Below are 25,310 nucleotides of genomic sequence, written 5' to 3'. Positions count from 1 at the left end.
TAACATTTATGCAAAAAAGCAAGGAAGTACGAACGAACTTATACTACTCTAAAACAAAAGACAGTGTGTGACATTAAAAAAATCCCCATATTAAGGGGATCGTAATGCACTCATGTTTGTGTCGCCGGACAAGTTACTATGATTTTAAAACCACATATTATTTATCAGGTGTTCTATCCAGATAAAGCTGCGTTACCATCGTTGAGTCACCAGACTTTATCTCATTCTCGGTTGCTTTTTCTTCTAACTCTTCACGATCGTTCATTCCTGGGGCAATGGTTGGTTCATGCTTTGATTGTGTTTCCAATACTTATCACCATCCTTTTCTATAGTCTCTGAGGCGATTATTTGTTTTCTTTATTTTTTTGGTTGATCACATTGTTCACTAGATTTTGCGTCGCATCTTGCGTTGTTTCAACTGCATTTTCCACGGCGTTCTGTACATAATTTGTTGCGGACTGCAGACCATTTCTTACAGCGTTCGCTGCGTTCTCAGGAATACTATTTTGGTTTCGATTAGTTTCAGACATTGCATACGCCTCCAATTAATTGAATCTGAGGTATTTTTCCCATCTATAGATAAAAATATGTACTATAAATGACACAGACATCATCCCTTGTTTTCGTCAACAGATAATATGGACAGCGGATGTCTTTTGGCTTTACGAGCCAAATAACATGAAGTACCTGCGGCGCCTATGGTTCCGCAGATGATATCAACCATCGTATCAGTCAAGCCAAACTGGCTTGAAAGTCCAAACAACCGGTCGGTGGCGAACTCCCATATTTCCCAGCAACCTGCCATAGCCACGGCGAAGTTTAAAGCAAACCAAATAGCGATTGGGGAAGGGAATCCGTTTAATCTATGTTTACGAATCATTTTCCGTATGATCAAAAGTCCGATAAAACAAAGTATGATGCCGGAGAGCAGGTGCTCGATTTTATCCAAGTATGGGATGACGCCGTACAACCCGAACAAGTTGGCGAAGAGCATGGCCAAAGCAATAAAAAACAATACAGATAAACGGAGAGCCGGAAACAACTCGCTTTGCGTCCATTTGACCAAACCTCGTATGAAAAGCAAAACCAAAATAATCAGGATGCCTTGAATCGCTTTGGGATATTGGCTTTTAATCATAAAATAAACAATGCAAAAGCCGCTTACGAGGTACAAGGCAATTTCGAAAACGTCATTTAAGCGCTGCTTTCTATTCCAATCCGACATGATCCCGATTCCCGCCCAGCTAATGTGATGGTACTTCATGTATTCGTTATTCCCCTTTATGCTAAAAGAAAACATGCTATTCGCTTAAAATCCATCCCCGGACTAGTTCATTGAGGATTACTGTTTCGGCTTTACCGTTTATATACGGCGACGAGAAGTAAGGAACCGAAAGAGAGAGGGACCTGTTCCCTTTCTCTTTTGCGAAATTCGCCGAAACGAGCCTAAGAGAGGGATCTGTTCCCTCTCTTAGGCGGAATTCCGCAGACACGAACCAATGAGAGGACCCGGTTCCTTCTCAATATGCGGAATTTATTCGATTCGTCTGTTACCCATTCGCCAGCAGCCTTGACGTCCAATATTTGCGGGCGTTGGCGTTGCGCAGATGCAGCGTGACCGGATAACCGTCCGCTTCCGGCGGCGCAAGCTGAAGCTGATCCCCGCTAAGATCCTCGATGACGTTCACGATGCGGTACCCCTGCTCCAAATAGCCGTCAATCGCCGCCTTCTCCTCAAGAAACTCCTTATATTCCGACATGCCTCCCTCACCTGCTCTCCGCTGTGCTTCCATATTTGCCGCGCCGCAAATAGCGGCCGCATCCGGGCTGCCCGACAAACTTCCGATCCCGGATTACGAATTCGCCGCGACTCAGGACCGAAACCGGCACGCCCGACACTTCGGTGCCTTCGAACGGGTTGTAATCGACGTTCATGTGATGGGTCGCGGCGGATAGGGTTCGGCTCACGGACGGATCGAAAATCACGATGTCCGCATCGCTGCCGACGGCGATCGTCCCTTTCTGCGGGAAAATGCCGAACAGCTTCGCCGCCCGGGTCGAGATGACGTCGACGAACTGATTCAGCGTCAGCCTCCCTTTGCCGACGCCTTCCGAAAAGAGCAGGCTGAAGCGGTCCTCGATGATCGGCCCGCCGTTCGGGATTTTGCTGAAGTCGGCTGCCCCCAGCTCCTTCTGGCCTTTGAAGTTGAACGAGCATTGATCCGAACCGACCGTCTGCAGCTGCCCGGTCTTCAGCGCGTTCCACAGCACCTCTTGATGCTCGCGCGCCCGCAGCGGCGGTGACCAGACATATTTTGCGCCCTCGAATTCAGGCTTCTCCAAGCAGGTGATGTCGAGCAGCAAATACTGCGGGCAGGTCTCTCCCCAAATCCGCAGCCCTTCCATGCGCCCGTCCGCGATTTGCCGCACGGCTTCCTCGCACGTCACATGAACGACATACAGCTGCGAATCGGCTAGCCCCGTCAGCCTCACGGCACGGCCCGTCGCTTCGCCCTCCAGCACGGACGGCCTTGTAAGCGCATGGTAAATCGGCTCCGTATGCCCTTCCGCCAGCGCCTGCTTAATCAAATAATCGATGACATCGCCGTTCTCGGCATGCACCATAACGAGCGCCCCGTGCTCCTTCGCGCTGAGCAGCGTGCGGTAGAGGGTACCGTCATCGGCTTGCAGCACGTTCTTGTACGCCATAAACACCTTGAACGAGGTGATCCCCTCGTCATTGATTACGGCGGGCAGCTCCGCAAGCACGTCATCCGTAATCTCGCCGATCATGAGATGGAAGCCGTAATCGATGACGGCCTTCGAACGCGCTTTGTCGTGCCAGGTACGAATGGCGCCGCTTAGCGGCTTTCCTTTGTCCGTCAGGCAGAAATCGATAATCGTCGTAGTCCCGCCGTATGCGGCGGCAGTTGTCCCGGTCTCGAAGTCATCCGCCGTAATCGTGCCGCCGAACGGCATATCGAGATGCGTATGCGGATCGACCCCGCCGGGGAACAGATAGCAGCCGGATGCATCGATGATTTCAGCTTGCGGCGCCAAGCGCTGCAGGTTCTCGCCAATGGCAGCGACGACGCCGTTCTCAATGAGCAGGTCCGCTCGGCAGATGTCGGAAGCCGTGACGATGGTTCCTCCTTGAATGAGTTTGGCCGACATGGCTTATGCCTCCTTCCGTTTGAGCGACGCGATCGCCGCTTGTCGTTCGTTCCAGGTCATCGAGCCGAGCGCGGAAGGCTGCTCGACCATCTCGATGGCGCCTTCCACGGGACAGACGATCGCGCACAAGTTGCAGCCGACGCAGTCCTCCTCCCGCACCTTCAAATAGCTGCGGCCTTCGGCATCCGTTAACCGGTCAATGCACTGGTGAGCCGTATCCTCGCAGGCGATATAGCATTTATTGCACGAAATGCAAGTCTCCGTATCGATTCTCGCCGTAACCGCATAATTCAGGTCCAAGTTGCCCCATTCCGTGTAACGCTCCACCGAGCGGCCGGTCAGCTCGCCGACCCGCGCGATGCCCTTGCGATCCAAATACGTATTCAAGCCGTCCAGCATATCCTCAATGATCCGGAAGCCATGGTGCATGACGGCTGTGCATACTTGCACGCCAGTTGCGCCCATCAGCATGAATTCGACCGCATCGCGCCAGTCGGAAATGCCGCCGATGCCGGAGATCGGGACGTCAATGCGGGCATTGCGCGCGCATTCCGCCACCATGTTCAGCGCGATCGGCTTGACTGCAGGGCCGCAATAGCCGCCGTGCGAACCTTTGCCGCCGACATGCGGAATCGTGTTCCAGCTGTCCAGGTCCACCCCGGCGAGCGAATTGATGGTGTTGATGAGCGAAATCGCATCGGCGCAGCCCTTCACCGCCGCCGCCGCCGTCGCGGTAATATCGGTGATGTTCGGCGTCAGCTTGACGATCACCGGCGTGCGCGCCGCTTCCTTAGCCCAATAGGTCTGCTTCTCGACCAGATCCGGCTGCTGTCCCGAAGCGGAGCCCATGCCGCGTTCCGCCATCCCGTGCGGACAGCCGAAGTTCAGCTCCAGACCGTCGACGCCGACCGCTTCCACCTTCTTCACGATTTCATGCCATTTCTCCCGCTTCGGTTCCACCATGAGCGACGCGACGAGCGCCCGGTCGGGAAACCGTTTCTTCGTCTCGGCGATTTCCTTCAAATTGACTTCCAGCGGCCGATCGGTGATCAGTTCGATATTATTGAAGCCAGCGACCCGCTGCCCATTATAATGGACGGCTGCGAACCGGGAGGACGTGTTGATGATCGGGTCGCCGAGCGTTTTCCACACAGCCCCTCCCCATCCCGCTTCGAACGCCCGCTGTACCTGGTACCCGGTATTCGTAGGCGGAGCGGATGCGAGCCAGAACGGGTTCGGCGACTCGATTCCTGCTAGATTGATACGCAAATCAGCCATCGGAATGCCCTCCTTCCCTATGGATTAGAGACGCCTGCGGCCGCAAGCTGCTTGTAAATGGCGTAAGCGGCCAGCTTGCCCTGCTGCGCAGCCGACACGACCATCGCTTCCCCTTGCCCATCGCCGAAAATAATGTCGCCCGCCGCGTAAATCCGCGGATTCGAGGTTTGATAAGTCGCAGGATCGACCGATACGATGCCTCGCGAGTGCGCGAGGCCGAACTGGTCGATCAGCTGTACGTGCCGCTTCTGCCCGATCGCCTTGACGACCGCATTCGCTTCGATCACGAATTCGCTGCCCGGCACGGGCACGGGCCTCGCTCGCCCGCCGTCCGGAGATGGTTCCAGCTTCATTCGGATGCATTCGATCGCCTTCACGCGTCCGTTCTCGTCCCCGATGATACGCTGCGGCGCGGTCAACCAGCGGAACGCAACGCCGTCGCTCTTCGCGAATTCGTATTCGAACTCATAGGCGGTCATCTCCTGCTGCGTGCGCCGGTAGCAAATTTCCACATGCACCGCCCCCATGCGAACCGCGCACGTCGCCGCGTCGATCGCGGTATTGCCGGCGCCGATGACGGCTACATGCCGGCCGCCCAGCTCAGGGCTGAGCGAGATTTTGGTCCCCTCTACCAGTTCAATGGCATCGTAAACGCCTTCCAGCTCCTCGCCGGGAATGCCGAGCATAGGCACCTTCGACATGCCCGCGGCGAGCAGAACCGCATCATAGCCGTTCAAGAGCTCCTCAGCCGTGACATCTCTGCCGACCGCCGTGTTTGTCCGAATATCGACGCCGAGCCCCCGGATCTGCTCAACCTCCCAAAGCGAGATCGGCTGCGGCAGCCGAAAAGAGACGATGCCGTACGTATTCAAACCGCCCGCCTGCGCCCTGGCTTCAAACACGGTCACGTCAAAGCCGAACCGGGCTAGCTCGCGCGCCGCGGACAAGCCCGCCGGACCGCCGCCGACGACCGCAACGGAGCGGCCGATTCGAGCCCCCGCGGCAAAGAGCCGCTGCTCGTTCTTTATCGCCCAATCAGTCGCATAGCGCTGCAAATCGCCGATCCGTATCGGCTTGGACGAGTGATTGAGCACGCACGCCCCTTCGCAGAGCTCCTCCGTCGGGCAGACGCGCGCGCAGCTCGCCCCGACGGGGTTGGCGTCCATGATCGTACGGGCTGAGCCGGTCAGGTTGCCCGTCGCGATTTTTTTGATGAAGGACGGAATGTTAATGCCCGTGGGACAAGCCTGGATGCAGGGCGCGTCATAGCAATAGAGGCAGCGGTTGGACTCTTCGATCGCTTCCTTCGGCCGCATGCCCGCTTTCACCTCGGCGAAATTGCGCCTAAGAGCTTCAGCGGATATAAACATGGCTCATCCCCCCTCTCCCGTCGATAAACGCACCATCGTGCGGTACAGCAGCTCCGCGCCAAGCTCGATGTCGCGAGGCGCCGCGTATTCCAACGGATTATGGCTGATGCCGTCCTTGCACCGGACGAAGATCATGCCGTAATCGCACACTTGCGACATCGCAAGCGAATCGTGGAAAGGCCCGCTCATCAGCTCCGGCGGCACTTGGTCAAGCAGTCCAGCCGACTCCGTCCGCATGACGGCCTTGATCCGCTCCGCGCAATACCTTGCTTCGCTGTTCGTGTCCTCGCGCACCATGTACGTCAAACCGTACTTCACCGCGATATCGGCCAGCATGCGCCTAAACTGAGCCTCCCTCACGTCCCTGCGCACCATGTCGATGTCCCGCAGATCGACGGTAAAGGTGACCTTCTCCGGGATGATGTTTCGCGAGTTCGGGAATACCGTCAAGGAGCCGACCGTTCCGACCGTCGGCGCGCCCGGCACGGACCGGGCAAGATCATTGAGCGCGATGATGGCATGGGCAGCCCCGACAAGGGCATCCTTGCGCATCGGCATCGGCACGGAGCCGGCATGCCCGGCAAAGCCTGTCATCTCAACCGTCAGCCAGAGCGGGCCGGAAATGCCGCTGACGATGCCGACCGGACGGCCCAGCGCTTCAAGTACGGGCCCTTGCTCGATGTGCAGCTCCAGAAACGCCCCGATTGCGCCTGGTGCGTATTTGGCCGCGTCGAACCTGTCCGGGTCGCCGCCAAAGGAGAGAAGCGCTTCGCGCCTGGTCACGCCGGACGCGTCCGTCCGATCCAACTCCCCCTCCTCAAGTTTTCCGGTTATGCCGCGGACGCCGAACAGTCCTTTGTTGAAACGGCATCCTTCTTCGTCGCAGAAGGCGACGATTTCAATCGGCATCTCCGGCACAATGCCATGCTCCGCCATCGTCTGAGCGGCCTCCAGCGCGCCAAGCACGCCGATGACGCCGTCGTACCGCCCGCCATATGGCTGCGAATCGATATGCGAGCCGGCCATTAGCAGCGGCTTGCCGGCATCCTTGCCATCCAGCCAGCCGATCAGATTGCCGAACGCATCGATGCGGGTCTGCAGCCCGGCGTCCTCCATCCATTCTTTGACCAGCAGCACCCCTTGCAAATCCTCCGGCGACAGCGCGAGCCGGCATACGCCGGTATCGCCCAGCTTGCCGATTTGCGCCAATTCCTCGATCCGGCGATGCAGCCGTTCCCGATTGATCGTCAAGCCACTTGACGCTGTCATATCCGTTCACTCCTCCACCGTTTACGATGAACTGCCGAGCGCCGCTATGGCGGCAATTACGGTCCGTGCCACAAAATCAAGCTCGTCATCCGAAGCTACGAACGGAGGGCTGAGCGTGATGATGTTATTGAAGCCGGGCACCGTATCGCCATTCTTCCCAACGAGCAAGCCGCGGCTCTTGCATTCTGCGATCACCTTCAGCACTTTGTCCGCCGCTGCCGGCTTCTTGGAGGTCTGGTCCTCCACCAGCTCAATGCCGATCGCGGAGCCGAACGAACGGATATCCCCGACATTCGGATGCGAAAGCAGCACCTGGAACCGCCGGCTCAGTTCCTGCCCGATGAAGGCGGACCGTTCTACAAGCCGTTCCTCCTCCAGAATCGCTAGATTCGCTAAAGCCACTGCACATGACACTTGGTTGCCCCCGAACGTATTCACGTGTCTGAAATGGCTGTTCGCTTCCTTGCTCTTGAAGCTTTCGTACAGGTCCGCGCGCACCGCAGTTGCCGAAAGCGGCGAGTATCCGCTGGTGAGACCCTTGGCCATCGTTACGATGTCCGGCTTCACGCCGAAGTTGCGATGGCCGAACCGCTCGCCCGAGCGCCCGAAGCCGCAGATGACCTCGTCGATAATGAGCAGGACGCCGTGCTTGTCGCAAATGTCGCGCACCTTCGTCAAATATTCCGGAGGCGGGACGATAATGCCGCCGCCGGTTATTGCCGGCTCCATGATGACGCCGGCAACGGAATCGGCACCCTCCCAATTGATCGCGTCCTCAATCGCCTCGGCGCATTCCAGCTTGCAGCTGCCATAGGTTTGTCCAAACGGACACCTGTAGCAGTAGGGAGGCGGGACATGCTCGAAGCCGGCGCCGAGCGGCTCGTATTTGAGCTTGCGCTGCGCCTGGCCGGTCGCGCTCAGCGCGCCGAAAGAGCTGCCGTGGTAAGCGCGGTGCCGGGCAATGAATTTATGGCGGGTCGGCTCGCCGTTCTGATGAAAATGCTGCCTCGCAATCTTGAAAGCTACTTCATTTGCATCCGAGCCGGAGTTGGAAAAGAAGATGCGGTAGTCTCCTCCCAGCCATTCGTTGATCTTCTCGGCCAACTCGATTGCCGGGATATGCGCCTGCATCATAGGCGAGTACGCGATGGTCCTCATCTGCTCGTAAGCAGCCTTCGCGATCGACTCTCTCCCATGGCCGACATTGACGCACCACAGCCCCGACATGCCGTCAAAGTACCTTTTTCCTTCCGCATCCTTCACCCAGCAGCCCTCGCCGGACACGAAAATCAGCGGATTGTCATTATGAGGCGAGATGTGATGCCACACATATTTACGGTCTTTCGAAAGCAGCTCCTCCGCGCGGTTTGCCGGTTGCCCGCCACTCATTTCCCCACCCCTTCGCCTCAAACTAAGCCTTAATTCAGCATATTCGGCCGTGCTCTTGCTTATGGCAACAGGTTGTCATTTCTTCAAAGCTGGGTAAATAAGATGTACATACGGAAGCGCTTAAATGTCACCCGGGAGGCGGTTATCGATGACCGAAGACTGCATTCATACGCAATTGAAGCTGCTGACGAGCGAGGATTGTTTTGTGCACCGGATTGTCCCGGCCAGTCAAGGCGATACGGTCATTCTGTACTCCCCCCGCGGTGGATTGGACATCCATGCGCGCATCGTATTTGAGTCCGGCATGGCAACCAAGCGCCATGTGAACGACCTTCATATGTATATCAGCCCCTTGGAAGGCGGGCAGGCATGGCGCCTGCAGTACATTCGCATTCTCGGCGATAAAATCAACCGCGGCTACGGGACGATCATGATGGAGCAGCTGCTCGAGCGCGCGATTCAGGAACGCATCCGCTTCATTGACGGCCGCATGCAGCAGGCTGAACATCGGGAGCATTGCGCGAGGCTGCGTCATTTTTACACGAAATTCGGGTTCTCGATCGACGAGCAGTACAACCTCCTGTGGGTCAATACAATGCTGCAAGAAAACCGACATGAAATTTCTAAAAAAGGACTTGCATAAATTAAAAATGATGTGGTAAGATACGTCTTGTGTTTGGGAAAAAACGCCGGTGTAGCTCAGTTGGTAGAGCAACTGACTTGTAATCAGTAGGTCGTGGGTTCGACTCCTATCGCCGGCACCACTTTCTTAAACGGGACGTAGCTCAGCTTGGTAGAGCACCTGGTTTGGGACCAGGGGGTCGCATGTTCAAATCGTGTCGTCCCGACCATTTGTACATAATGAAAGACTAGAATAGATGAAGAGAAGAAGCTCGAGCGGTTGCTCGGGCTTCTTTTTGGTTCGTTTTCGTGCATTGACGGCTGATTTTGGCACATGCTATATTCAGGAAATGATAGAAACGGTTACATCAATCACCTTCGCTCGAAAGGATGACTAAGTGGTGGCAAAGCAGCCCAAGATAACGGTGGCCGGAAGTTTGAATATGGATCTGGTTTTGAAAATGAAGCGGATGCCGAAGGTCGGGGAAACCGTCCAAGGCGAGGAAATTCATTATATTTCCGGAGGAAAAGGCGCGAACCAGGCGGTCGGCTGCGCCCGGCTAGGCGCCGAAGTCAACATGATCGGCGCCGTGGGCGGCGATGCCTTTGGCACTGAAATTATGACGCGCATGGACGGCTTCGGCGTGCGAACCGGGGCGATTTCGGTGCTGGAAGGGACTTCGACGGGTACGGCAACGATCATGCACACGCCCGAGGATAATTGCATCGTCATTGTCCCCGGCGCGAACGGACACAATTCGGCTGACAGTATTGCGGCGCATAAAGAGCTTATCCGCCAGTCGGACGTACTGATCGTCCAGCTCGAAATCCCGATGCCGGCCGTTGAAGCCGCCCTGCGGATCGCCCGCGAATCCGGCGTGCGCACGGTGCTAAATCCAGCCCCTGCCCTGCCTCTGACGGATGAGCAAATAGGGCTGGCCGATTATTTCACGCCGAATGAAACGGAATTTGAGCTATATTGCGGCACATCGATCGCGTCTGAGGAGCAGCTGTTCGAGCATATGAAGGCTTGGCAGCATCGCTTCCCGGGACAGACGCTCATCGTCACGCGCGGAAAGCATGGCATATCGTGCGCAACCGCGGACGGCATCGTCACCGTCCCCGCCCCGATCGTCCAGGTGGTCGATACGACAGGCGCCGGCGATTCGTTCAATGCGGCGCTTTGCTTCGGCATCGCCAGCGGCTGGACGCTGGAGCAAACGCTGCCGCTCGCCGTCAAGGCAGCCTCTTACTCCGTGACCGTGTTCGGCGCGCAGGACGGCATGCCGACCATGCAAAATTTGAGTTAACATCCCTGTTCGAACACAAGAAAGAGAGCAGCAGCCGACCGGCTGCTGCTCTCGTTTTACCCAAGCACATTTTTGATATTGTCTTTCAGAAACTTGTCGACTTCATTCGTTCGCTTATAGTCATTCTTCTTAAGAACGTCCATGAATTTTTGCAGCTTCGCTAAATAAGTGCTGGAGGATGCTTTGCCTGACTGAAGGATGGCCTCGAACGCTTTCTTCGCATTCGGCGCCAGCTTCTTGGTCGCAGGATCAAAAAGCGGCGTGTTCGGTACGCCATAGAACGTCATTTGGGTATAGATGCGGATCATATCCTTCACTTCATCGGTGTGGCTGGATCCGTCATACTTTTTCAGAAAGCTCTCGAAGCTAAGCACGCGGTTGATCATAGCCGAATAGCTGATTAGCAGCCCGCCATCCTTGACTGCGGGCGAATCGGTCTCGACCGTTTTCAGCCCTACATAAGCAGCCATATCCGCTGTGACGAACGGATTGTAGTGGCTGAAGAATTTGTAATTCACGACGGGGAAATAATAACCTTCAGCCGTCTCGATCTTGAAGCCCCTTATCGCTGTCGCTGTAAGCAATATTTTCAAATCCTTGTCCTTCGTCCGATCAATCAACGCCGACATGCTGTCTCCGGGTCTGTAAAGCTTCTGCAGCTTCAGTTGAATCGACGGCTTGCTAAACTTCGTCTCCATCGTAATTCGATCCCTTGTTACCGCGCTTTCCAGCATCACGACCATCGCCGTAGCATGTTCAGACGTCACCTCTCGTATGTGACTGTGAAGGAACGAAAGCATGCGGGGAACCGCATCCTTATATTTATACAGAAGCTCGTATTCATTGAACAATTTTTCGGAATTGCTGTGGATATCTTGCGCTTCTGCACGAAGCGATGCGTACTTTTGTTTCTGTTGATTCACGCTTGGTCCAATTTTTGCAGCATGCAAGGTACCAGCGTTAACGACTAGAACAAGCGCAGTAATTGCAGAAACGGTCCATTTCTTCGCATTCATCATTTCAAAACACTCTCCTTCGATTTAGTGGGCAACTGTAACAGTCAAAACATGCGCCTTTCGTTGTATCAACACCGGCTTGCACCGGAAGCGATCCGATTAGTTATCAAAAACGAGATTCTTGCCTCCCTCCTTCTATGCAAGTGTATTTCCGGCTGCAGAATCATTCTAGGCGATGTGGATGTATGGATCAATACAATCGTTTCTATGAAAACCATAGATGAAATCAATGATCCTGGCATGAAAAACTCCCCGTTAGGATAACGGGGAGTCGACTGATTCAGATGGTTTTGAACCGATGCTCCAAGCACCAAACCTGAATTCACTGCAGAAGATTCCAATCACAATGATAGCCGCGCCAAACCACCGAAGCCATGACATGCTTTCTCCGAGGATCAAATTAGCGGACAGCAGCGTAACCGGCAGCTCCGCAGCGCCAAGAACGCCCGCCGTTCTACCGCCGATCTTTGGAATAGCGGACAGCATGAACAAGTTAGGAATCACTTGGCCGATGACGGCCAGCAGCAATCCCCACCAAAGCAGCCCGTCTTTGAACACACCGGATATGACATATTCAGGCGGAAAGACAGGGAGCACTGCGGCCGCCGAGAAGGTTAAGGTGATCGCGGCGCGTACAATGACCGGCGAATCATGCTTCATGTACTCCGGCACGTACAAGCTGATGGCAAAACAAAACGCAGCGGCCAGACCGACCGCCGCAGCCCCTGCTGACGCTTCCTTCAGCTGGGGCCAATCCAGGCCGACAGCCAGCACCGTGCCGATTAAGATAACGGCGCTGCCGGTTATTTTCTGCATCGATGGCCGCTTGCGCTTCACGATTGAATCGATAATGGGAACCATCCATGTAAACTGAAACAAAAGAATGATAGCGAGCGAAACAGGGAGCAGCCGGAGCGATTGAAAGTAAAAAACGATGCCTCCTGCAGCAGCTGCCCCTGTTACGGCCATATAAAGAAGGTCTCTGCGGCGCGGAATCCGTTTGAGCTTTCGATAGGATACGAAAACGCCTAGCCATAGTCCAATCACGGCGAGCTGATATTGCACGTTAGTCAAATCCGGAATCGAGTATCCTGCTTCATATAAATAATCAACGAGAGTTGCAGATACGCCAAGCAACCCGGCACCGCATATCATCATGAGTCTGTAAAGCCATTGCGAATGCGTACGCATTTTACCCTCCTTTCTTTAAGGCTCGCTGTCGCAAACCTGCGGTTCCTCATCCCGCTTGAGCTCCTTTATGTGCGTCGACAATAGGTCGATAAAACCTCGCGAAGCTCTTCCCATATATTTATCCCGGTGATAGATGATGCCTACCTCCCTGCATAAGGTCGGGTTCTGAATCGGTATCGTCAATAGGTCATCGTAGCCGTACATCTCCAGCAGCGTTTTTGAAAGAATCGTCCCCCCGGCTCCCGAACGCACCAAGCCGAACAGCGATTCGATGGTCGTGGTCTCGATCAGCGGCTGCAGCTCGAAGCCCGAATTCGAGCAGGTCATATCGATCAATTGCCTGCAGCGGTGCGTTTCGGGAAACATAATGATCGGCATCGACTTGATTTCATCGAAATTCATCGCTTCATGTGCTGCATACGGATGGTCCGGCGTCGCAACGAAATAGAACTTCTCCCGGTACAAAGGGATTTTATGAATCCGGTCATCATCCAGAGGCAATATCGTAATCGCAAAATCCAATTCATTCTGCAGTACCCGGTTAACGATATCCTCGACACCGAAAACTTTGATCCGAACGCCCGGGTAATCACGATGGAAGTCCAGAAGCAGCGAGGTGACTAGCTGATTCAGTTCGCCCGGAAGCGCGCCGATCGATAAGGTTCCTCGCTCCATTTTCTGAAGCTCGCCGATTTGCTCGCGAGCGCTTGCCAAATTGCCGAGAACGCGCTTGCTTTGCTTATATAGAATCATCCCAGCTTCCGTCACCGCGATCCGTTTGCCGATACGGTCAAACAGCGGGACGCCCAGCTCGTCCTCCAGCACTTTGATTTGATGGCTTAAAGAAGGCTGCGTTATGCCAAGCTTGACCGATGCTCGCGTAAAATGCAGCTCCTCGCAGGTAGTAATAAAATATTCCAGCTGTCTTAGTTCCACGTTAATTACGCTCCACTCGTCCCTATTTCGTTTAATTAGGGTAACCCAAGCAATTTTCCATTAAACAAGATAACCAAGGTCCGAACGAATAAGACGGCAAGAACCGCTGTTAGCAATACCAGCAGTAATACGGCAATGGCCTTCGTCATCCACGAGCCGGTGAAATCGGCGTATTTCAGAGCGGCATTGCTGAGCGCGGCCATCGGAAAGCTAACAGCCCACCAAGAGGCAGAAAACGGGACCGATTTGCGAAACACCTTAACGAACAGAACAGCAAACAGAAACAGACCGAAATAAAAGAGGGCTGATGCAAAGTTGTCGATTCGCCCCGTAAACGTCGTATAGCCAAGAAAGCCGACTTCAAACGGGGCGATCAAGATAATGAGAGAAGGCGTCAAGCCCAACGGAAGCGGATCATGATGGATCAGCCTGTACACGATAAGCGTGAAGAACACTAAGGCGACAAACGATCCGATCGCCAAGCTTAACAAATTCAACTCATGTGCCCAGCCGAAAGGCATCGTTCCGCCGGATACGGCTATATCCAGGGCGGCAACACCAGGGATCAGCCAAGCGGGAACCGCGTGAGCGGCTTCCTGTCGTCCGCGAAGCAGACGACTAACGACCGTGTAGCTCAGCGCAAGTGTAAGCACCGTCCCGGCAATCCAAACTGCTTGTCCGATTGACTCGCTGTATGGCGCAATGACAGAAGACAACAGCAGAATGGCTATGGTGAAGGTACCGAAGAAATGACCGGCAATGGGATGGTTGAATTCCGCTTTTACCTGATCTGTATAGCGGATGGCTTTTACCAAGTAACTGACAAACAGAACCAAGAAGACGGCAACGGCAAGGATGCCAATCCCATCACCGATCATCGCATGGGTTCCAAATACTTGACTCGATAGCCTCCAAGCAAGCGCAAGGCCTGAGAGCCCCATGACAGCGCCGAATAAGTTGATCGGCAATTGCACTAGACTGGTAGTCCGTATTAAATGATCTTTACTCATGATAATTACTCCTCTTCGATGGTGGATTGTATCTCTTGTCGACACAGCCAGTATAGCCGAATGCTTTCCGGGCGATCAATTCAGCTTTTTCTATCGTTTTCATAGCTAGAAACTATGAAAATCGTTACCCTCCTATTTCATAGAGCCATCCAGTCAAATAAAAAAAATCCCTCCGAAGAGGGATTTTTTCCTGCTAGAACGTGCTCGCAGGCGTCGTATCCGAACACCAGCGCGTATTGAACAGCTCATGAAGCAGCACTTCGTGCGCTTCCTTCGTGCCGATATAGCGCAGCGCCTCAAGCGCGTGGCCGCGAACGTAACGGTTCTCATGCTCCAGCGATTGGGCCAGCGCCGGAACGGCTTCGGCCGCTTTCGGACCGATGCGCACGAGCGACAGTCCAGATGTGAATCGAACCTGCGTATCTTCATCCTGCAGTCCTTTGATCAGCGCCGGAACGACCAGCGAAGCATCGCCGCCGCAAATGCCGAGCGCATCTATCACCGAACGGCGTACCTTTACCGACGGATGCGCAAGCAAGTCCGCAATCTGCGGAATCGCACGCTCCGCGCAGTCTCTCAGTTCGCCAAGGGCGAACACCGCGTGGTTCACGACGTGCTCTTCCTCGTGGCCCAGCGCTTGGATGAGGCCTTCGACCGCTCCCTCGCCCGCTGCGGACAAGCCGTAAGAAGCGATTCGGGACTCTCTCTTCTCCAGCTGAAGCGCGCTCAGCAGCGCTTGAACGCCCGCTTCGCCTCTAGTCGCCAGCTCATAAGCCGCATTCAGAGCATCCGGCTCCTCACTGCCGGTCAGACGAGCGGACAATGCCGCAATCTCTTCCGGATCGCCTGCCTTCGTACCGGCGAGCGATGCCGTTCGGCCGGACAGCCAATTCCACATCTCTTCGCCGATCGGATCGTTCTTTCCGTCTTTGCCCTGTACAGCCGCCCAGGACTGCTCTTTGTTATCCCATGTTGGCGATTCAGGAGCTTGCGTACGCATGAATTCGAACTTCAGCATGAAGCGCGGCTGGCCGAGCAGATTCGGCGTCGAACGGTGCCAAATGTCATAGTGGATCAGCGCGAACGTGCCCGCTTCGCCCTTTGCGGTCGCTTCTTCAGGCGTCTCGTCGGAAACGAAATTGCGTCCGTCTTGATACTGCGTACCCGGCATGACGCCTGTCGGCCCAAGCTCAATCGGCGTGTCCTGCGGGAAGTACATGATCATCGCCCACCACGGATGATGGTTCCGCAGTCTGCCGTAGCCCCAGTAGCTGTCCTTATGCCAGCCGCCCGGCTTCGGCACGGAGTTGTAGTGGCCGTGTCGGTGCGTGTGAAGCAAATAATTCGGGCCGAGCACGCTTGTCAGCGCTCCGGTGATCACCGGATTCTCGAATACCCGCTGCAGGTCGCGGATGCGCGGCAAAATATTGTTGCCCGGGTTGCCTTCTTGATCGTAAATCGCATTCAGCTGCTCTACCAAACGAGCGTGAAATTCACGCGGGAAATCCGTTTTCAAGATCAGAAAACCGTCCGTAATAAACTGCTTCATCTGTTCGTCAGTCAGCAAAATCGGTTGTGCCGTCGTCATTTTGAATATGCCTCCCATTCGGTTATCCCTTCGACTTGATTCAACTTGATTATAGTTTCAAGCGTTTTCATATGTAATGGCTAGGAGTAAGAATGAACGTTCCAAAACTAAGATACCCGTTTCATGATCGGGCGAAATGCTCTATGATAAGAGAAAATCATTTTATGCCTCAGGCTTGGGAGACCTCCTATGACGATGAAACGTGCAGACAATGCCATATCCGATCTCTTGCGCGCGCTTCAAATCGATGTAATCACCGCCTTCAAAACTCAGGTTACGACCGATTGGGTCGATTTGGACTACGTGCCCGAATACAATAAGCTCTACTATATCGTGGAAGGCGAAGGCTGGCTGAAAGTAGACGGACACGAGATGTATCCCGCTCCAGGCGAGCTCTGCCTGATGCCGGCCTACACGCGGCAATCGTATTCCGTCCTTGCGAACAAACGGCCGTTTCTTAAATATTGGTGCCATTTCACGGCCTCGATCGGCCCGTTCGACCTGTTCCAATGGATCGGCGTGCCGCTCAAAATATCGATCGCCGACCAAGAGGAAATGACGGCGTTGTTCAAGCTGCTGGTCAGCCTCCGCGCGAGCGGCTCCATCATTTCGCGGCTGCGGGAGAAATCGATCATGCTCGAAATCATTGCCCGGTACTTGGAGCATGTGCCGATTACGATTTTGCAGCACCGCTCGGAAGAACTGAAACGGATCCAATTCATCCAGGAATACATCGACGGCCATATGGCTGAAAGCCTGCGCATCGAGGACATGGCGAAGGCGGCGCACTTGCACCCGAACTATTTTATCGCTTATTTCAAGAAGCATTTCGGCGTTCCGCCGCTGAAATACGTCAGCCGAAAACGGGCGGACAAAGCGAAGTTCCTGCTAGCTACGACGACGCACAGCATTAAAGAAATCGCGGATCAGATCGGATTTAAGGAAACGAACCATTTTGCGAAGTTTTTCCGCAAGGAGACCGGTCAGAGCCCGACCGAATACAGGGCGCAAAATAGCGGCTAAACGCACGAAAAAGGCGATCCGATGCAGCAGCCTGCTGCGTAAGCGGATCGCCTTTTCGCTGGAAAGCTATAGATTGCGTACGGTTGAAGTCAGCACTTCCCCCGTCATCCATCTGCGCATCAGCAGCAGGATCAGCAGCGGCGGGACCGTCAAGATAGCGGCAAACTGCAGCAATGCCGCCGGCGAATAGGTAAGGCCGGAGTCGCCCATTTGATGCATGGCCGTCATGAAGGTGAGCAGCGGAGGGAACGATTCGGGATTCGCCAAATAAATCAGAGGCTGGGTAAATGAATTCCACAGCATGACGGCATGCAGCGCGCCAAGCGCAAGAAGCGGCTTCCAAATGCTAGGCAGATAGACGTTGAAGAAGATATGCGTCTCCCCCCGGCCTGTCGCGGCCGCTTCATCCCTGCTCCCGGCATAGTTGGCGTTAAAGATACTCTTCAGGATGAAGACGGGCAGGATCGAGAAGAAACTCGTGAGGAAGATCGGAATGACCGTATTGACCGTATGCAGATTTTTATAAAATAAATATTCGTAAAAATGTACGCCTCCGACCGTAAGCAGCACGAGCAGAAGGAGCTTATACAGCCCCCTTCCCGGCAGGTCCTTCACCGTCAGCGGAAAGGCAAGCAAGGCCGTAATGCCCATAAATATGACGGCGCCTGCCGCGTTCATGAACAGAAACAGCGCATACCGATATGGCGAAAACAGCGTATCCAGCGCCGCGCCGGTCGAAGCCGGCATCGTGAACGGATAGATGAAAAGCATATACAGCAGAAGCAATACGCCGGACGCGAGCGCGATACTGCCGATGCCGAATGCGGCTGAAGCCGCTTTGCCGGAAGTGCGATTCGCAGCCGAACCTCGAGACGGCGTGAACAAATCACGCGCGAACGCCCCTCTTACGAGCAAGTACGCGAGCAGCGTACAAGCGAGCTGAACGGCAAACGTAATTAACGCGATAGGTCCCGCAAAATTAAATTCCGCATTCTGAAAAACAATCCGAAACGCGAAGCTGTCCAGCGTTTCTCCGGTCTCGTAAACCAGCGGATTGACGAGCAGCCGTTGAAGCTCCGGATCGATCGAAAGCGGCGTGCCAAGCAGCATGAGCATAAAGGCAGCTATGGCCCTTACCGCCGGAACGACATTGCGGTGTACAAAAGAGGCTCTATTCGGGATTGCGCCGTTATCCATTGCCGCCTGCCTCGAGCCGATCGCCGCCAATGCGATAAGGATCGGTATGCCGCAGGTTTTGAGCACTTCGCTGAGAATCAATATAACCGGGAACTGGCCGGGATCTCCGAGACGGAGCGACGAGATGCCAAAAGGAGAACCGCTCGGCGAAAGGGTAAGCATGACGATATAGGCGATTACGGCCGAAGGGATGAAATAAGGCATAAGAAATAACACCGCAAGCCCGCCTCTTAACCTCCTGTATCCGATGCCGCTAAGCAGCAAGGAAACGACAAGAGCAGCAACGCCGCATACAGCGGTATAGCCGAGCTTCAGCGAGATTGTGTTCGCGATCACGGAACCAAACTCCGGAAGCCGCAGAACATTTCGAAAATTCGCTAACCCTACCCATTCGCTTCGCAATAGACCTTGGAAGATGTTCAAATCTACGAAAGTCCCATACAGAAGCGTGACTAGCGGAATTCCTTTTAAAATACACCACAATAGCAGCGGCGGGACGACAATGATGTAATGCAGCCGGTATTTCCAGATTCGCTGCAGCAGCGATGCTTGCTCTGTCATCTCTTTGCAACCTCCGTATTATTAGTTTCTGGTTTCTTCTTCCAATTCGGCAAACAAAGAGGAATGTCCTCTTTGTCACCTAGATGACTGGAGAACATTCCTCTTGTTTCGCTTCCTTATTTACGAATACGGAACCCGAAAAACTCTTTCGTTTCGTAGTTAAAGCCGAGCGTCAACGGCCCAAGCAGCGCTTCTTGATCGTCCTTGTAAGTGACAAGCACGACATTGCCGTTCTTCGCCTTGTAAGCCTCGTAAGCCTTCTGCTTCTCTTCGCCCTGCGGGAAAATCGCCGCATCCGCAGCCGGCACGAGGGTGACTTCCGCTTCATCCTTCTTCGTGATCAGATGCTTCTTCTGTTCGTTCGACAATTGATTCCAAGCCAGATTACGATACTCGGTAGTCTCTGCTGGGGACAATGTCACAGTGCCGCTATTATCCGCGACCAGATAGAACAGCGGGCTGATCGGCGGCAGGCTCTTCGTCATGATCGGGCCGTAGTAAGCCGTGACTTTCATGCCCGGTTTCAACGCGGACCACTCAAGCGGTTGACGCTCTTGGTCCACCACGCTGGTTTCCTTGCCTGCGTTCAGGACAATCGCCGTTGCGTCCTTGCCGATACGGACCTGCCAGCCGTCGCTCGTTTTTTCGACCGACTGAATGACATCCTCGCGCACGAGGCGCTCCGTGCCGACGACTACTTTAGCCGCATGGGATTGGCCTGGATAGCTCATGGCTACGACCGGGCCGTACTCAGCGTACACTTCCATGCCTGCCTTCAGATTCTTAGCGGCAAACTTCTTGCCGTCTTGATCGGTCAGCGCCGTATCTTTGTCGACCGTAAGTACGATCCAGTTGCCTCTTCCAAGCACGGTAATTTGCACGTCGCCTTGCTGGTTGTAACCTACTGTCTCGATAACGCCGCTTACCGGAATCAATTTATCCACCTCGGATTCCTCCCTGGAGGTAATCTCGATGCGCTTCTCTTTGGCATTATAGCGCAGGTCATAGCCCAGCGCGTCGGCCTCGCTCTTTGCCGGGAGATAAGCTTTGCCATTGATAAAGACCGGTTCCATCGAAGTTTCCTGACCGTCCACCGTGACGGTAATGTCACCGCGAAGCATGCCGTTTACTTTCCTCAGGAAGCCGGAAGCCTCTGCGGCAACGGTCGTTCCCAAAAGTCCTGCTACTGTTGCGACGATGATGAGTTTCTTCTTGTTCACTAATTCGTGCTCCTTTCGCTGTCTGCGCAGATGATTGACTGTATTACACCAAACCAGACGGGACGTGGGTGGAAAAGGTTGCATAAAAAATAAAACCGGCCCGAAGCTACTCTCTTCGGACCGGAAAACCGCTATCGTTTTCGCCTTCATACCACGGATTCAAGTGGACCAGCACCTCATCCACCTCCGGATGCGCATCCATAACCCGCTGCTTGATCGTGCGGATAATGTCGTGGCCTTCCTGGATCGTCAGCGTCGCCTCCACGGCAACGCGCGCGTCGACAAGCACGTAGTGGCCGTGCTCTCTTGCACGCAGACGGTCGATCCGCCTCACCTCGGGCACCTCGCGCAAATGCTCGGTGATATCTTCGATTTTCTCGGGGCTAAGGCTCTTGTCCATCAGCACGTCGACCGTTTCCCGCGCCATATCGGCGCCAAGCTTCAGCACGAGCAGCGAAACGACAACTCCGGCTGCCGGGTCCCCGTAGCTCAGCCAGCCGATCCCATAATGCTCGCCGATCCAGCCAAGCCCGATCCCGACCGTCGCCGCCAAGGAGGCATAAACGTCGGCCAAATGATCGTATGCGGTTGCCAGCATCGCCTTGCTCTTCGTTTCCCTGCTGATTCGCATCGTATAGTTATAAAGAAATAGTTTTGCCACCAGAGAAACGATTGCCGCAAAAAACGCGATCAAATGCGCTTCGGTCGGCGGCGCGAAAAACGCCATTACGGCGTGATACCCCATATACAGCGCCGCAACTATGAGGATGAACGCCACGATGCCCGCGCCGAGCACCTCGGCCTTGCCGTGGCCGTAAGGATGGTCCTCATCGGGCGGCTTGCCCGAAACGCGCATCGAGCTGTACGCCGTAGCCGTGGCAATAATATCGCCGGCATTATGGATGCCGTCCGCGATCAATACTTGACTGTTAAACAAAATACCGACCAACAGCTTGATTCCGGTCAGAAGCACGTTGCCGACAAGAGAGATCCACATCGCGATCATTGATGACTTGCCTTCCATGAGTCCCTCATCACCTTCTTCTGCCTTTGCTCATAATAATGGTGATATTACACTTAATGCCAATTAAACGCAAGGCGGCTAAGCAAAAACAGGCTCATCCGATTCAATCGGACAAGCCCGTTTTATGTTCAGCGTTTAATGGCTAACGGTGGAACAGCTGTTCGCGTCGCGGTCTTACGGAAATTGTCGCGACCGGCACTCCAATGGCGCCTTCGACGAACCGGATATAATCCTGCGCTTCCAGCGGCAGCTCATCGAACGATCGAATACCGGAAATATCGGCATCGCGACGCTGCAGGGCGTCCCGCTTTCCGCTGCGTCTAAGCGGTTTCTGTCGATGCTGCCTTAACAAATAAAAACCGCCTTCCCATAGAAGGCGGTTTTCATTTGCGCTATTTCGACGGCAGCGGCGGAAGCCGCTCTCCCTGCTTGATCAGCCGGACGCCGGCCTCGCAAACGCCGTAGCTCCGCCATTGGCACGTGTAGCAAAGCGTGTTGATATCCTCGGGTACGACGTTATCACGCACGCGCGCAATGACCTCTGACCACGGCAGAACCATGCCATACCCGTAACCGAGCTTCTGTAAGATCCGTTCATCGTGCTTCGCGACGGAATCATTGCGGCAATGAGGTTCTACGTCAGCGGGAAAGCACGCGCACAGAGCGTCCGGTCCTTTCACGATCTCGATCGGCGTTTCCGGCCGTTCGCGCAGCTCGTTATAGACTCTGGTCATATTCGCCGTGAAGCCGGCTGAGTAGCCCATGCCCCGATATCCCAATAAACATAATAAATGATGGCCGCGCAGTCGAATCCCCATTTTGACCCCTCCCGTGTCAGTCAGCAGCCGCTTTCCCTCGCATAGGCTCTTGTTTTCACGCGATACCAGTACCGATAGATTTCCCGGTAATTCAGTTTCTGGTATAACCGGTTCGCAGCCCCGTTGCTCTGGACGACCTGCAAATACCCTTTCGACGCTCCGTTTGCTCGCGCCCAATGAAGCATATGACGAATCAGCTGTTCTCCATACCCTTGATTGCGGCTGCTTGGTGCAGTTACGATGTCGTACAAACCGATAAAGCCTCGTTCGATCACGCCCAGCCCGCAAGCGGCGGGACTTCCGTCAACCATAAGCGTGAAGTATCCCTGCTTCTGCTTAGAGCTCTCCATGATCCGGGCGGCAAGCGCCTTGTTCCGTCCCGTGATGCCGTTCATCGAGCACATCGTTTCGAGCCAGCTCTCGCTCATCGATGATTCGAACTCGACGGCGATCAGGACTGGCTGCGGCGTACAGTCCAAACTTTCCACTATCATAACACGAGAAGGGTCTGCAATGGCATAGCCAAGCCGCTCCAGCACGGCATCCAGTGCGGACGGCCCGAACGGCGTTATTTTGAAAATCGTATCTTGCCCCGACTCCGTGTATATTCGCTCACAATCAGCTATGCGCGCATATAGCTCTTCGGGCCCAGTATCCCCGCCAAGAATGGATACCGAATTCGACCGTTTCGTATAGCCATCAGCAAAGCGAAGCAGCCAGCCGTCGTATATAACCGTCTGAAGCGACGGCCATGCGTTTAGCGTAAGTTCCTCGATCATTCTCGTCATGCCGTATCCACTCTTTTCAATAACAAATAAGTATAAATATACACTCGTTATAATATTTATTCAATCCTTATGGAGTACATCCTCAGCGTAAAAAATGTTAAAATGAGACAAGCATCCAAATGAAAGGCGGAACATAGATGGCGCCAAACCGGTTGATCGCACCCAGTGCCTATACTCCCTTCGAGAGCGAAGAGGAACATATCCAACAATTGAAAGATTGGGGCTTGCTTTCCGAGAAAGCGTCCAAGACAAAATCATTTCAGTACAAAGGCAGCGGCATGCAAGCATCATGCTCCGTCACCGGCTATGTCGATAAGCTGACGGCAGTGCTTGAGCTTGAAGGAGGTCAGCTGCACTGCATCCACCCTTCTTACTTGAAAGAAATGCAGGCAGCCAGCTTCGGCCAGCGACAGTCTGCTCAAACCGTCGAAGCTGCTGAAGCGGCGGCCGAAGAAGCGGTCGTAAGCGGCGAACCGGCCGCAGCCGAAGCTGCCGCTGCGGTAGAAGCGGTGCTTGAAGAAGTAGTCGAAGCGCCTGCGGCACCGAAAGCCAAGGAGCAAGAGAAACCGGCCAAGAAAGCGAAGAAGGAGAAAGCGCCGAAGATCGAGCTGCCTGAGGAGAAGGTGAAAATGATAGCGACGGTCACGGAATTTACGACCGTGCCGAACAATTTCTCCGATACCGACGACGAAGTCGTCATCTACGAGAACGTTTCGGTCGAGGAACCGCTGCTGGAGCTAGGTACAGCATGGTCCAGCCACAGCGCAACGCTTAAGAAGCTGGAGCTCGCGATCGGCGATACCATTTCCTTCGAATGCAAAGTGGTCGCGAAGAAGCTGACGAAGCATCCGGTGCCTTACAAAATCAACAATCCAAGCAAAATCGTAAAGCAAGAAGCCTAGGGCCATCCCATACTGGCCAAATAAAGGCCGTCCCCTATAGCAGCAACTGTAACTGCTGCTATAGGGGACGGCCTATTCTTATTTATAACTAACGCGCGAGCCAGCCGCCGTCCACGCAGAGGACATGGCCATTCATGTAATCCGAAGCGGATGAAGCGAGGAATACGGCCGGTCCTTTCAGATCCTCCGGTTTTCCCCAGCGCCCTGCCGGAATTCGCTCGACGATCGCTTGATTGCGTTTCTCGTCGGCAATGAGCGGCGCCGTGTTGCGAGTAGCGATATAGCCGGGGGCGATCGCATTCACTTGAATGCCCTTGCCCGCCCACTCGTTCGCCAGCGCCTTCGTGATGCCGGTCACCGCATGCTTGCTGGCTGTGTAGCCCGGCACATTGATGCCGCCTTGAAAACTGAGCATCGACGCAATGTTGATGATCTTGCCGCTGCCTCTCTCGATCATGTGCCTGCCCGCAAGCTGGCTCAGGAAGAATACCGCGTTCAGGTTTAGGTCAATGACGTCGAACCAATCCGAACGGGAATGCTCCGCTGCCGGCGCACGGCGAATCGTGCCCGCATTGTTGACAAGGATATCGATGCCGCCGAAGAAGCTGGCCGACTCGGCAAATAGCGGCTCAAGATTGTCCGAATGGCTTAGATCGGCAGAGATTTGCGCGGCCTTCCGGCCAATCGAACGAATCATCTCAACGGTTTCGTCACTGTTCGAAGCGGATACCGCTACGATGGAAGCGCCTGCTTCCGCAAGTCCGATTGCGATCGCTTGGCCGATCCCGCCGGATGTGCCCGTGACGAGCGCGGTTTTGCCGCTTAAATCGAAGCTGTTCATCAAGGTCTTTTTCCTCCGATCAATAGTTGTGCGCCCTGCTGCCGGAACGGTTCAGCCTTCTCGGCGTTCAATCCCGAATCCGTAATTATCGCATCGACCTCGTGCAATTGAGCGAATGTAAACAGCGCGCCTTGGCCGAATTTGCGGTGATCCGCAACGACGTAGGCCGCCTTCGCCGTCTCCAGCCAAGCCCGCTTAATGTCGGCCGATTCGCCGGAATAGATCGTAAATCCGGACTCCGGATGAACCGCCGTTGCGGACAGAAACGCCTTGGCGATGTTCAGCCTGCGGATATAGGCGGCCGCTTCCGCGCCGATCAGCATGTTCCGCATCTGGTAGCCGCCCGGCACGACCAGCCGGATGGACTCCTTGCGGGCAAGCTCCGCGATAATATAGAGGTCGTTTGTTACGACCGTCAGTGACATATCCGGCAGCCGACTCGCTATCTCGAGCGTCGTGCGGCCGCCATCAAGCGCGATCACGTCATTCTGCTCGATCAACGAAACTGCCGTCCCGGCAATTTCCTCAAGCTCCGGCGCATCGGGAGACGCTTGATCCGCCTGCTTCGGCGAAAGGATGCCCCGTTGATTTTCCTGAGCAAGCACAGCTCCGCCGTGGATGCGCTGCAGCAGTCCTTTCTGCTCCAGCTTCGCAAGATCCTCCCGGATCGTTTTGCCTGTCACCTGCAATTGGTCGCTCAGCTCCGTCACCATCACTTCACCGGAAGCAAGCAAAATTTCCATGATTTTCTCGTATCTTCGCAAAGGGTTCATCGGTAACCGCC

The 25,310-nt window shown here is 54.7% G+C and carries 26 protein-coding genes and 2 tRNA genes; 6 read left to right on the top strand and 22 right to left on the bottom strand.

The features are described from left to right. Positions 1 to 157: 157 nt before the first annotated feature. From DL346_RS28950 to DL346_RS06280, 9 genes are all read right to left on the bottom strand, one after another. On the bottom strand, positions 158 to 307 hold the full coding sequence (locus tag DL346_RS28950) for a hypothetical protein (protein WP_165822305.1): 150 nt from the start codon (positions 305 to 307) through the stop codon (positions 158 to 160). Between the two features lie 37 nt (positions 308 to 344). Beyond that, positions 345 to 530 carry a hypothetical protein gene (locus tag DL346_RS06315; protein WP_112881179.1) on the bottom strand — a complete coding sequence of 62 codons (186 nt, stop codon included), beginning with the start codon at positions 528 to 530 and terminating at the stop codon, positions 345 to 347. Between the two features lie 80 nt (positions 531 to 610). Then, positions 611 to 1,264: a DUF2238 domain-containing protein gene (locus DL346_RS06310; RefSeq protein WP_112881178.1), complete on the bottom strand. Its 654-nt coding sequence runs from the start codon at positions 1,262 to 1,264 to the stop codon at positions 611 to 613. Between the two features lie 286 nt (positions 1,265 to 1,550). Further along, a complete protein-coding gene (locus DL346_RS06305; protein ID WP_112881177.1) occupies positions 1,551 to 1,760 on the bottom strand; it encodes a hypothetical protein in 210 nt (69 codons plus the stop codon). A gap of 7 nt (positions 1,761 to 1,767) precedes the next feature. Then, positions 1,768 to 3,174, bottom strand: coding sequence for a dihydropyrimidinase (gene hydA / locus DL346_RS06300; protein WP_112881176.1), 1,407 nt, complete (start codon positions 3,172 to 3,174; stop codon positions 1,768 to 1,770). A 3-nt stretch (positions 3,175 to 3,177) separates the two neighbouring features. After that, the gene (gene preA / locus DL346_RS06295; protein WP_112881175.1) at positions 3,178 to 4,452 is read right to left on the bottom strand and encodes an NAD-dependent dihydropyrimidine dehydrogenase subunit PreA; all 1,275 of its coding nucleotides are present in this window, start codon (positions 4,450 to 4,452) and stop codon (positions 3,178 to 3,180) included. A gap of 17 nt (positions 4,453 to 4,469) precedes the next feature. Next, the gene (locus tag DL346_RS06290; protein WP_112881174.1) at positions 4,470 to 5,822 is read right to left on the bottom strand and encodes an NAD(P)-dependent oxidoreductase; all 1,353 of its coding nucleotides are present in this window, start codon (positions 5,820 to 5,822) and stop codon (positions 4,470 to 4,472) included. Between the two features lie 3 nt (positions 5,823 to 5,825). Beyond that, a complete protein-coding gene (locus DL346_RS06285; protein WP_112881173.1) occupies positions 5,826 to 7,091 on the bottom strand; it encodes a M20 family metallo-hydrolase in 1,266 nt (421 codons plus the stop codon). A gap of 21 nt (positions 7,092 to 7,112) precedes the next feature. After that, positions 7,113 to 8,480, bottom strand: a complete 1,368-nt coding sequence (locus DL346_RS06280) for an aspartate aminotransferase family protein (RefSeq protein WP_112881172.1) — start codon at positions 8,478 to 8,480, stop codon at positions 7,113 to 7,115. Positions 8,481 to 8,628: 148 nt separating this feature from the next. Here DL346_RS06280 and DL346_RS06275 point away from each other — a divergent pair, with 148 nt between their 5' ends. The 4 genes from DL346_RS06275 (at position 8,629) to rbsK (ending at position 10,411) form a co-directional block, all read left to right on the top strand. Further along, positions 8,629 to 9,123 (top strand): N-acetyltransferase, encoded by a 495-nt coding sequence (locus tag DL346_RS06275; RefSeq protein ID WP_112881171.1) that lies wholly within the window; start codon positions 8,629 to 8,631, stop codon positions 9,121 to 9,123. Positions 9,124 to 9,168: 45 nt separating this feature from the next. After that, a tRNA-Thr gene (locus DL346_RS06270) sits at positions 9,169 to 9,244 on the top strand. Positions 9,245 to 9,254: 10 nt separating this feature from the next. After that, positions 9,255 to 9,331 (top strand) — tRNA-Pro (locus DL346_RS06265). Between the two features lie 171 nt (positions 9,332 to 9,502). Next, positions 9,503 to 10,411 (top strand): ribokinase, encoded by a 909-nt coding sequence (gene rbsK / locus DL346_RS06260; protein ID WP_276311513.1) that lies wholly within the window; start codon positions 9,503 to 9,505, stop codon positions 10,409 to 10,411. A gap of 56 nt (positions 10,412 to 10,467) precedes the next feature. On the opposite strand, the gene DL346_RS06255 is transcribed toward rbsK, so the two are convergent. The 5 genes from DL346_RS06255 to DL346_RS06235 form a co-directional block, all read right to left on the bottom strand. Further along, on the bottom strand, positions 10,468 to 11,430 hold the full coding sequence (locus DL346_RS06255; protein ID WP_112881170.1) for a hypothetical protein: 963 nt from the start codon (positions 11,428 to 11,430) through the stop codon (positions 10,468 to 10,470). Between the two features lie 252 nt (positions 11,431 to 11,682). Further along, positions 11,683 to 12,618: a DMT family transporter gene (locus tag DL346_RS06250; protein WP_112881169.1), complete on the bottom strand. Its 936-nt coding sequence runs from the start codon at positions 12,616 to 12,618 to the stop codon at positions 11,683 to 11,685. A 15-nt stretch (positions 12,619 to 12,633) separates the two neighbouring features. Then, a complete protein-coding gene (locus tag DL346_RS06245; protein ID WP_112881168.1) occupies positions 12,634 to 13,554 on the bottom strand; it encodes a LysR family transcriptional regulator in 921 nt (306 codons plus the stop codon). A gap of 35 nt (positions 13,555 to 13,589) precedes the next feature. Then, positions 13,590 to 14,564 (bottom strand): SLAC1 anion channel family protein, encoded by a 975-nt coding sequence (locus DL346_RS06240; RefSeq protein WP_112881167.1) that lies wholly within the window; start codon positions 14,562 to 14,564, stop codon positions 13,590 to 13,592. A 193-nt stretch (positions 14,565 to 14,757) separates the two neighbouring features. After that, positions 14,758 to 16,152: a HEAT repeat domain-containing protein gene (locus tag DL346_RS06235; RefSeq protein ID WP_112881166.1), complete on the bottom strand. Its 1,395-nt coding sequence runs from the start codon at positions 16,150 to 16,152 to the stop codon at positions 14,758 to 14,760. Positions 16,153 to 16,341: 189 nt separating this feature from the next. Here DL346_RS06235 and DL346_RS06230 point away from each other — a divergent pair, with 189 nt between their 5' ends. Further along, positions 16,342 to 17,175, top strand: a complete 834-nt coding sequence (locus tag DL346_RS06230; protein ID WP_112881165.1) for a helix-turn-helix domain-containing protein — start codon at positions 16,342 to 16,344, stop codon at positions 17,173 to 17,175. A gap of 66 nt (positions 17,176 to 17,241) precedes the next feature. Here DL346_RS06230 and DL346_RS06225 read toward each other — a convergent pair whose 3' ends face one another. The 6 genes from DL346_RS06225 to DL346_RS06200 form a co-directional block, all read right to left on the bottom strand. Further along, on the bottom strand, positions 17,242 to 18,933 hold the full coding sequence (locus DL346_RS06225) for a hypothetical protein (RefSeq protein WP_112881164.1): 1,692 nt from the start codon (positions 18,931 to 18,933) through the stop codon (positions 17,242 to 17,244). Positions 18,934 to 19,049: 116 nt separating this feature from the next. Next, positions 19,050 to 20,153, bottom strand: a complete 1,104-nt coding sequence (locus tag DL346_RS06220; RefSeq protein WP_112881163.1) for a hypothetical protein — start codon at positions 20,151 to 20,153, stop codon at positions 19,050 to 19,052. Positions 20,154 to 20,259: 106 nt separating this feature from the next. After that, positions 20,260 to 21,177, bottom strand: coding sequence for a cation diffusion facilitator family transporter (locus DL346_RS06215; protein WP_165822391.1), 918 nt, complete (start codon positions 21,175 to 21,177; stop codon positions 20,260 to 20,262). Positions 21,178 to 21,319: 142 nt separating this feature from the next. Continuing rightward, positions 21,320 to 21,529 carry an adenylosuccinate synthetase gene (locus tag DL346_RS06210; RefSeq protein ID WP_112881162.1) on the bottom strand — a complete coding sequence of 70 codons (210 nt, stop codon included), beginning with the start codon at positions 21,527 to 21,529 and terminating at the stop codon, positions 21,320 to 21,322. 40 nt (positions 21,530 to 21,569) lie between these two features. Beyond that, entirely contained in the window at positions 21,570 to 21,995 is a 426-nt protein-coding gene (locus tag DL346_RS06205; RefSeq protein ID WP_112881161.1) for a DUF1284 domain-containing protein, read from the bottom strand. 20 nt (positions 21,996 to 22,015) lie between these two features. After that, the gene (locus DL346_RS06200; protein ID WP_112881160.1) at positions 22,016 to 22,783 is read right to left on the bottom strand and encodes a GNAT family N-acetyltransferase; all 768 of its coding nucleotides are present in this window, start codon (positions 22,781 to 22,783) and stop codon (positions 22,016 to 22,018) included. A 137-nt stretch (positions 22,784 to 22,920) separates the two neighbouring features. Here DL346_RS06200 and DL346_RS06195 point away from each other — a divergent pair, with 137 nt between their 5' ends. Then, entirely contained in the window at positions 22,921 to 23,685 is a 765-nt protein-coding gene (locus DL346_RS06195) for a hypothetical protein (RefSeq protein ID WP_112881159.1), read from the top strand. Between the two features lie 88 nt (positions 23,686 to 23,773). Here the strand turns inward: DL346_RS06195 and kduD are convergent, their stop codons facing one another. Both kduD and DL346_RS06185 read right to left on the bottom strand, forming a co-directional pair. Then, a complete protein-coding gene (gene kduD / locus DL346_RS06190) occupies positions 23,774 to 24,526 on the bottom strand; it encodes a 2-dehydro-3-deoxy-D-gluconate 5-dehydrogenase KduD (RefSeq protein WP_112881158.1) in 753 nt (250 codons plus the stop codon). Next, on the bottom strand, positions 24,526 to 25,299 hold the full coding sequence (locus tag DL346_RS06185; protein WP_112881157.1) for a DeoR/GlpR family DNA-binding transcription regulator: 774 nt from the start codon (positions 25,297 to 25,299) through the stop codon (positions 24,526 to 24,528). The genes kduD and DL346_RS06185 overlap by 1 nt, the downstream gene beginning before the upstream one ends. Positions 25,300 to 25,310: the final 11 nt, after the last annotated feature.

The organism is Paenibacillus montanisoli, from assembly GCF_003268025.1.
GTDB lineage: Bacteria > Bacillota > Bacilli > Paenibacillales > Paenibacillaceae > Paenibacillus_Z > Paenibacillus_Z montanisoli.
This window is presented reverse-complemented; position numbering and strand designations above follow the sequence as displayed.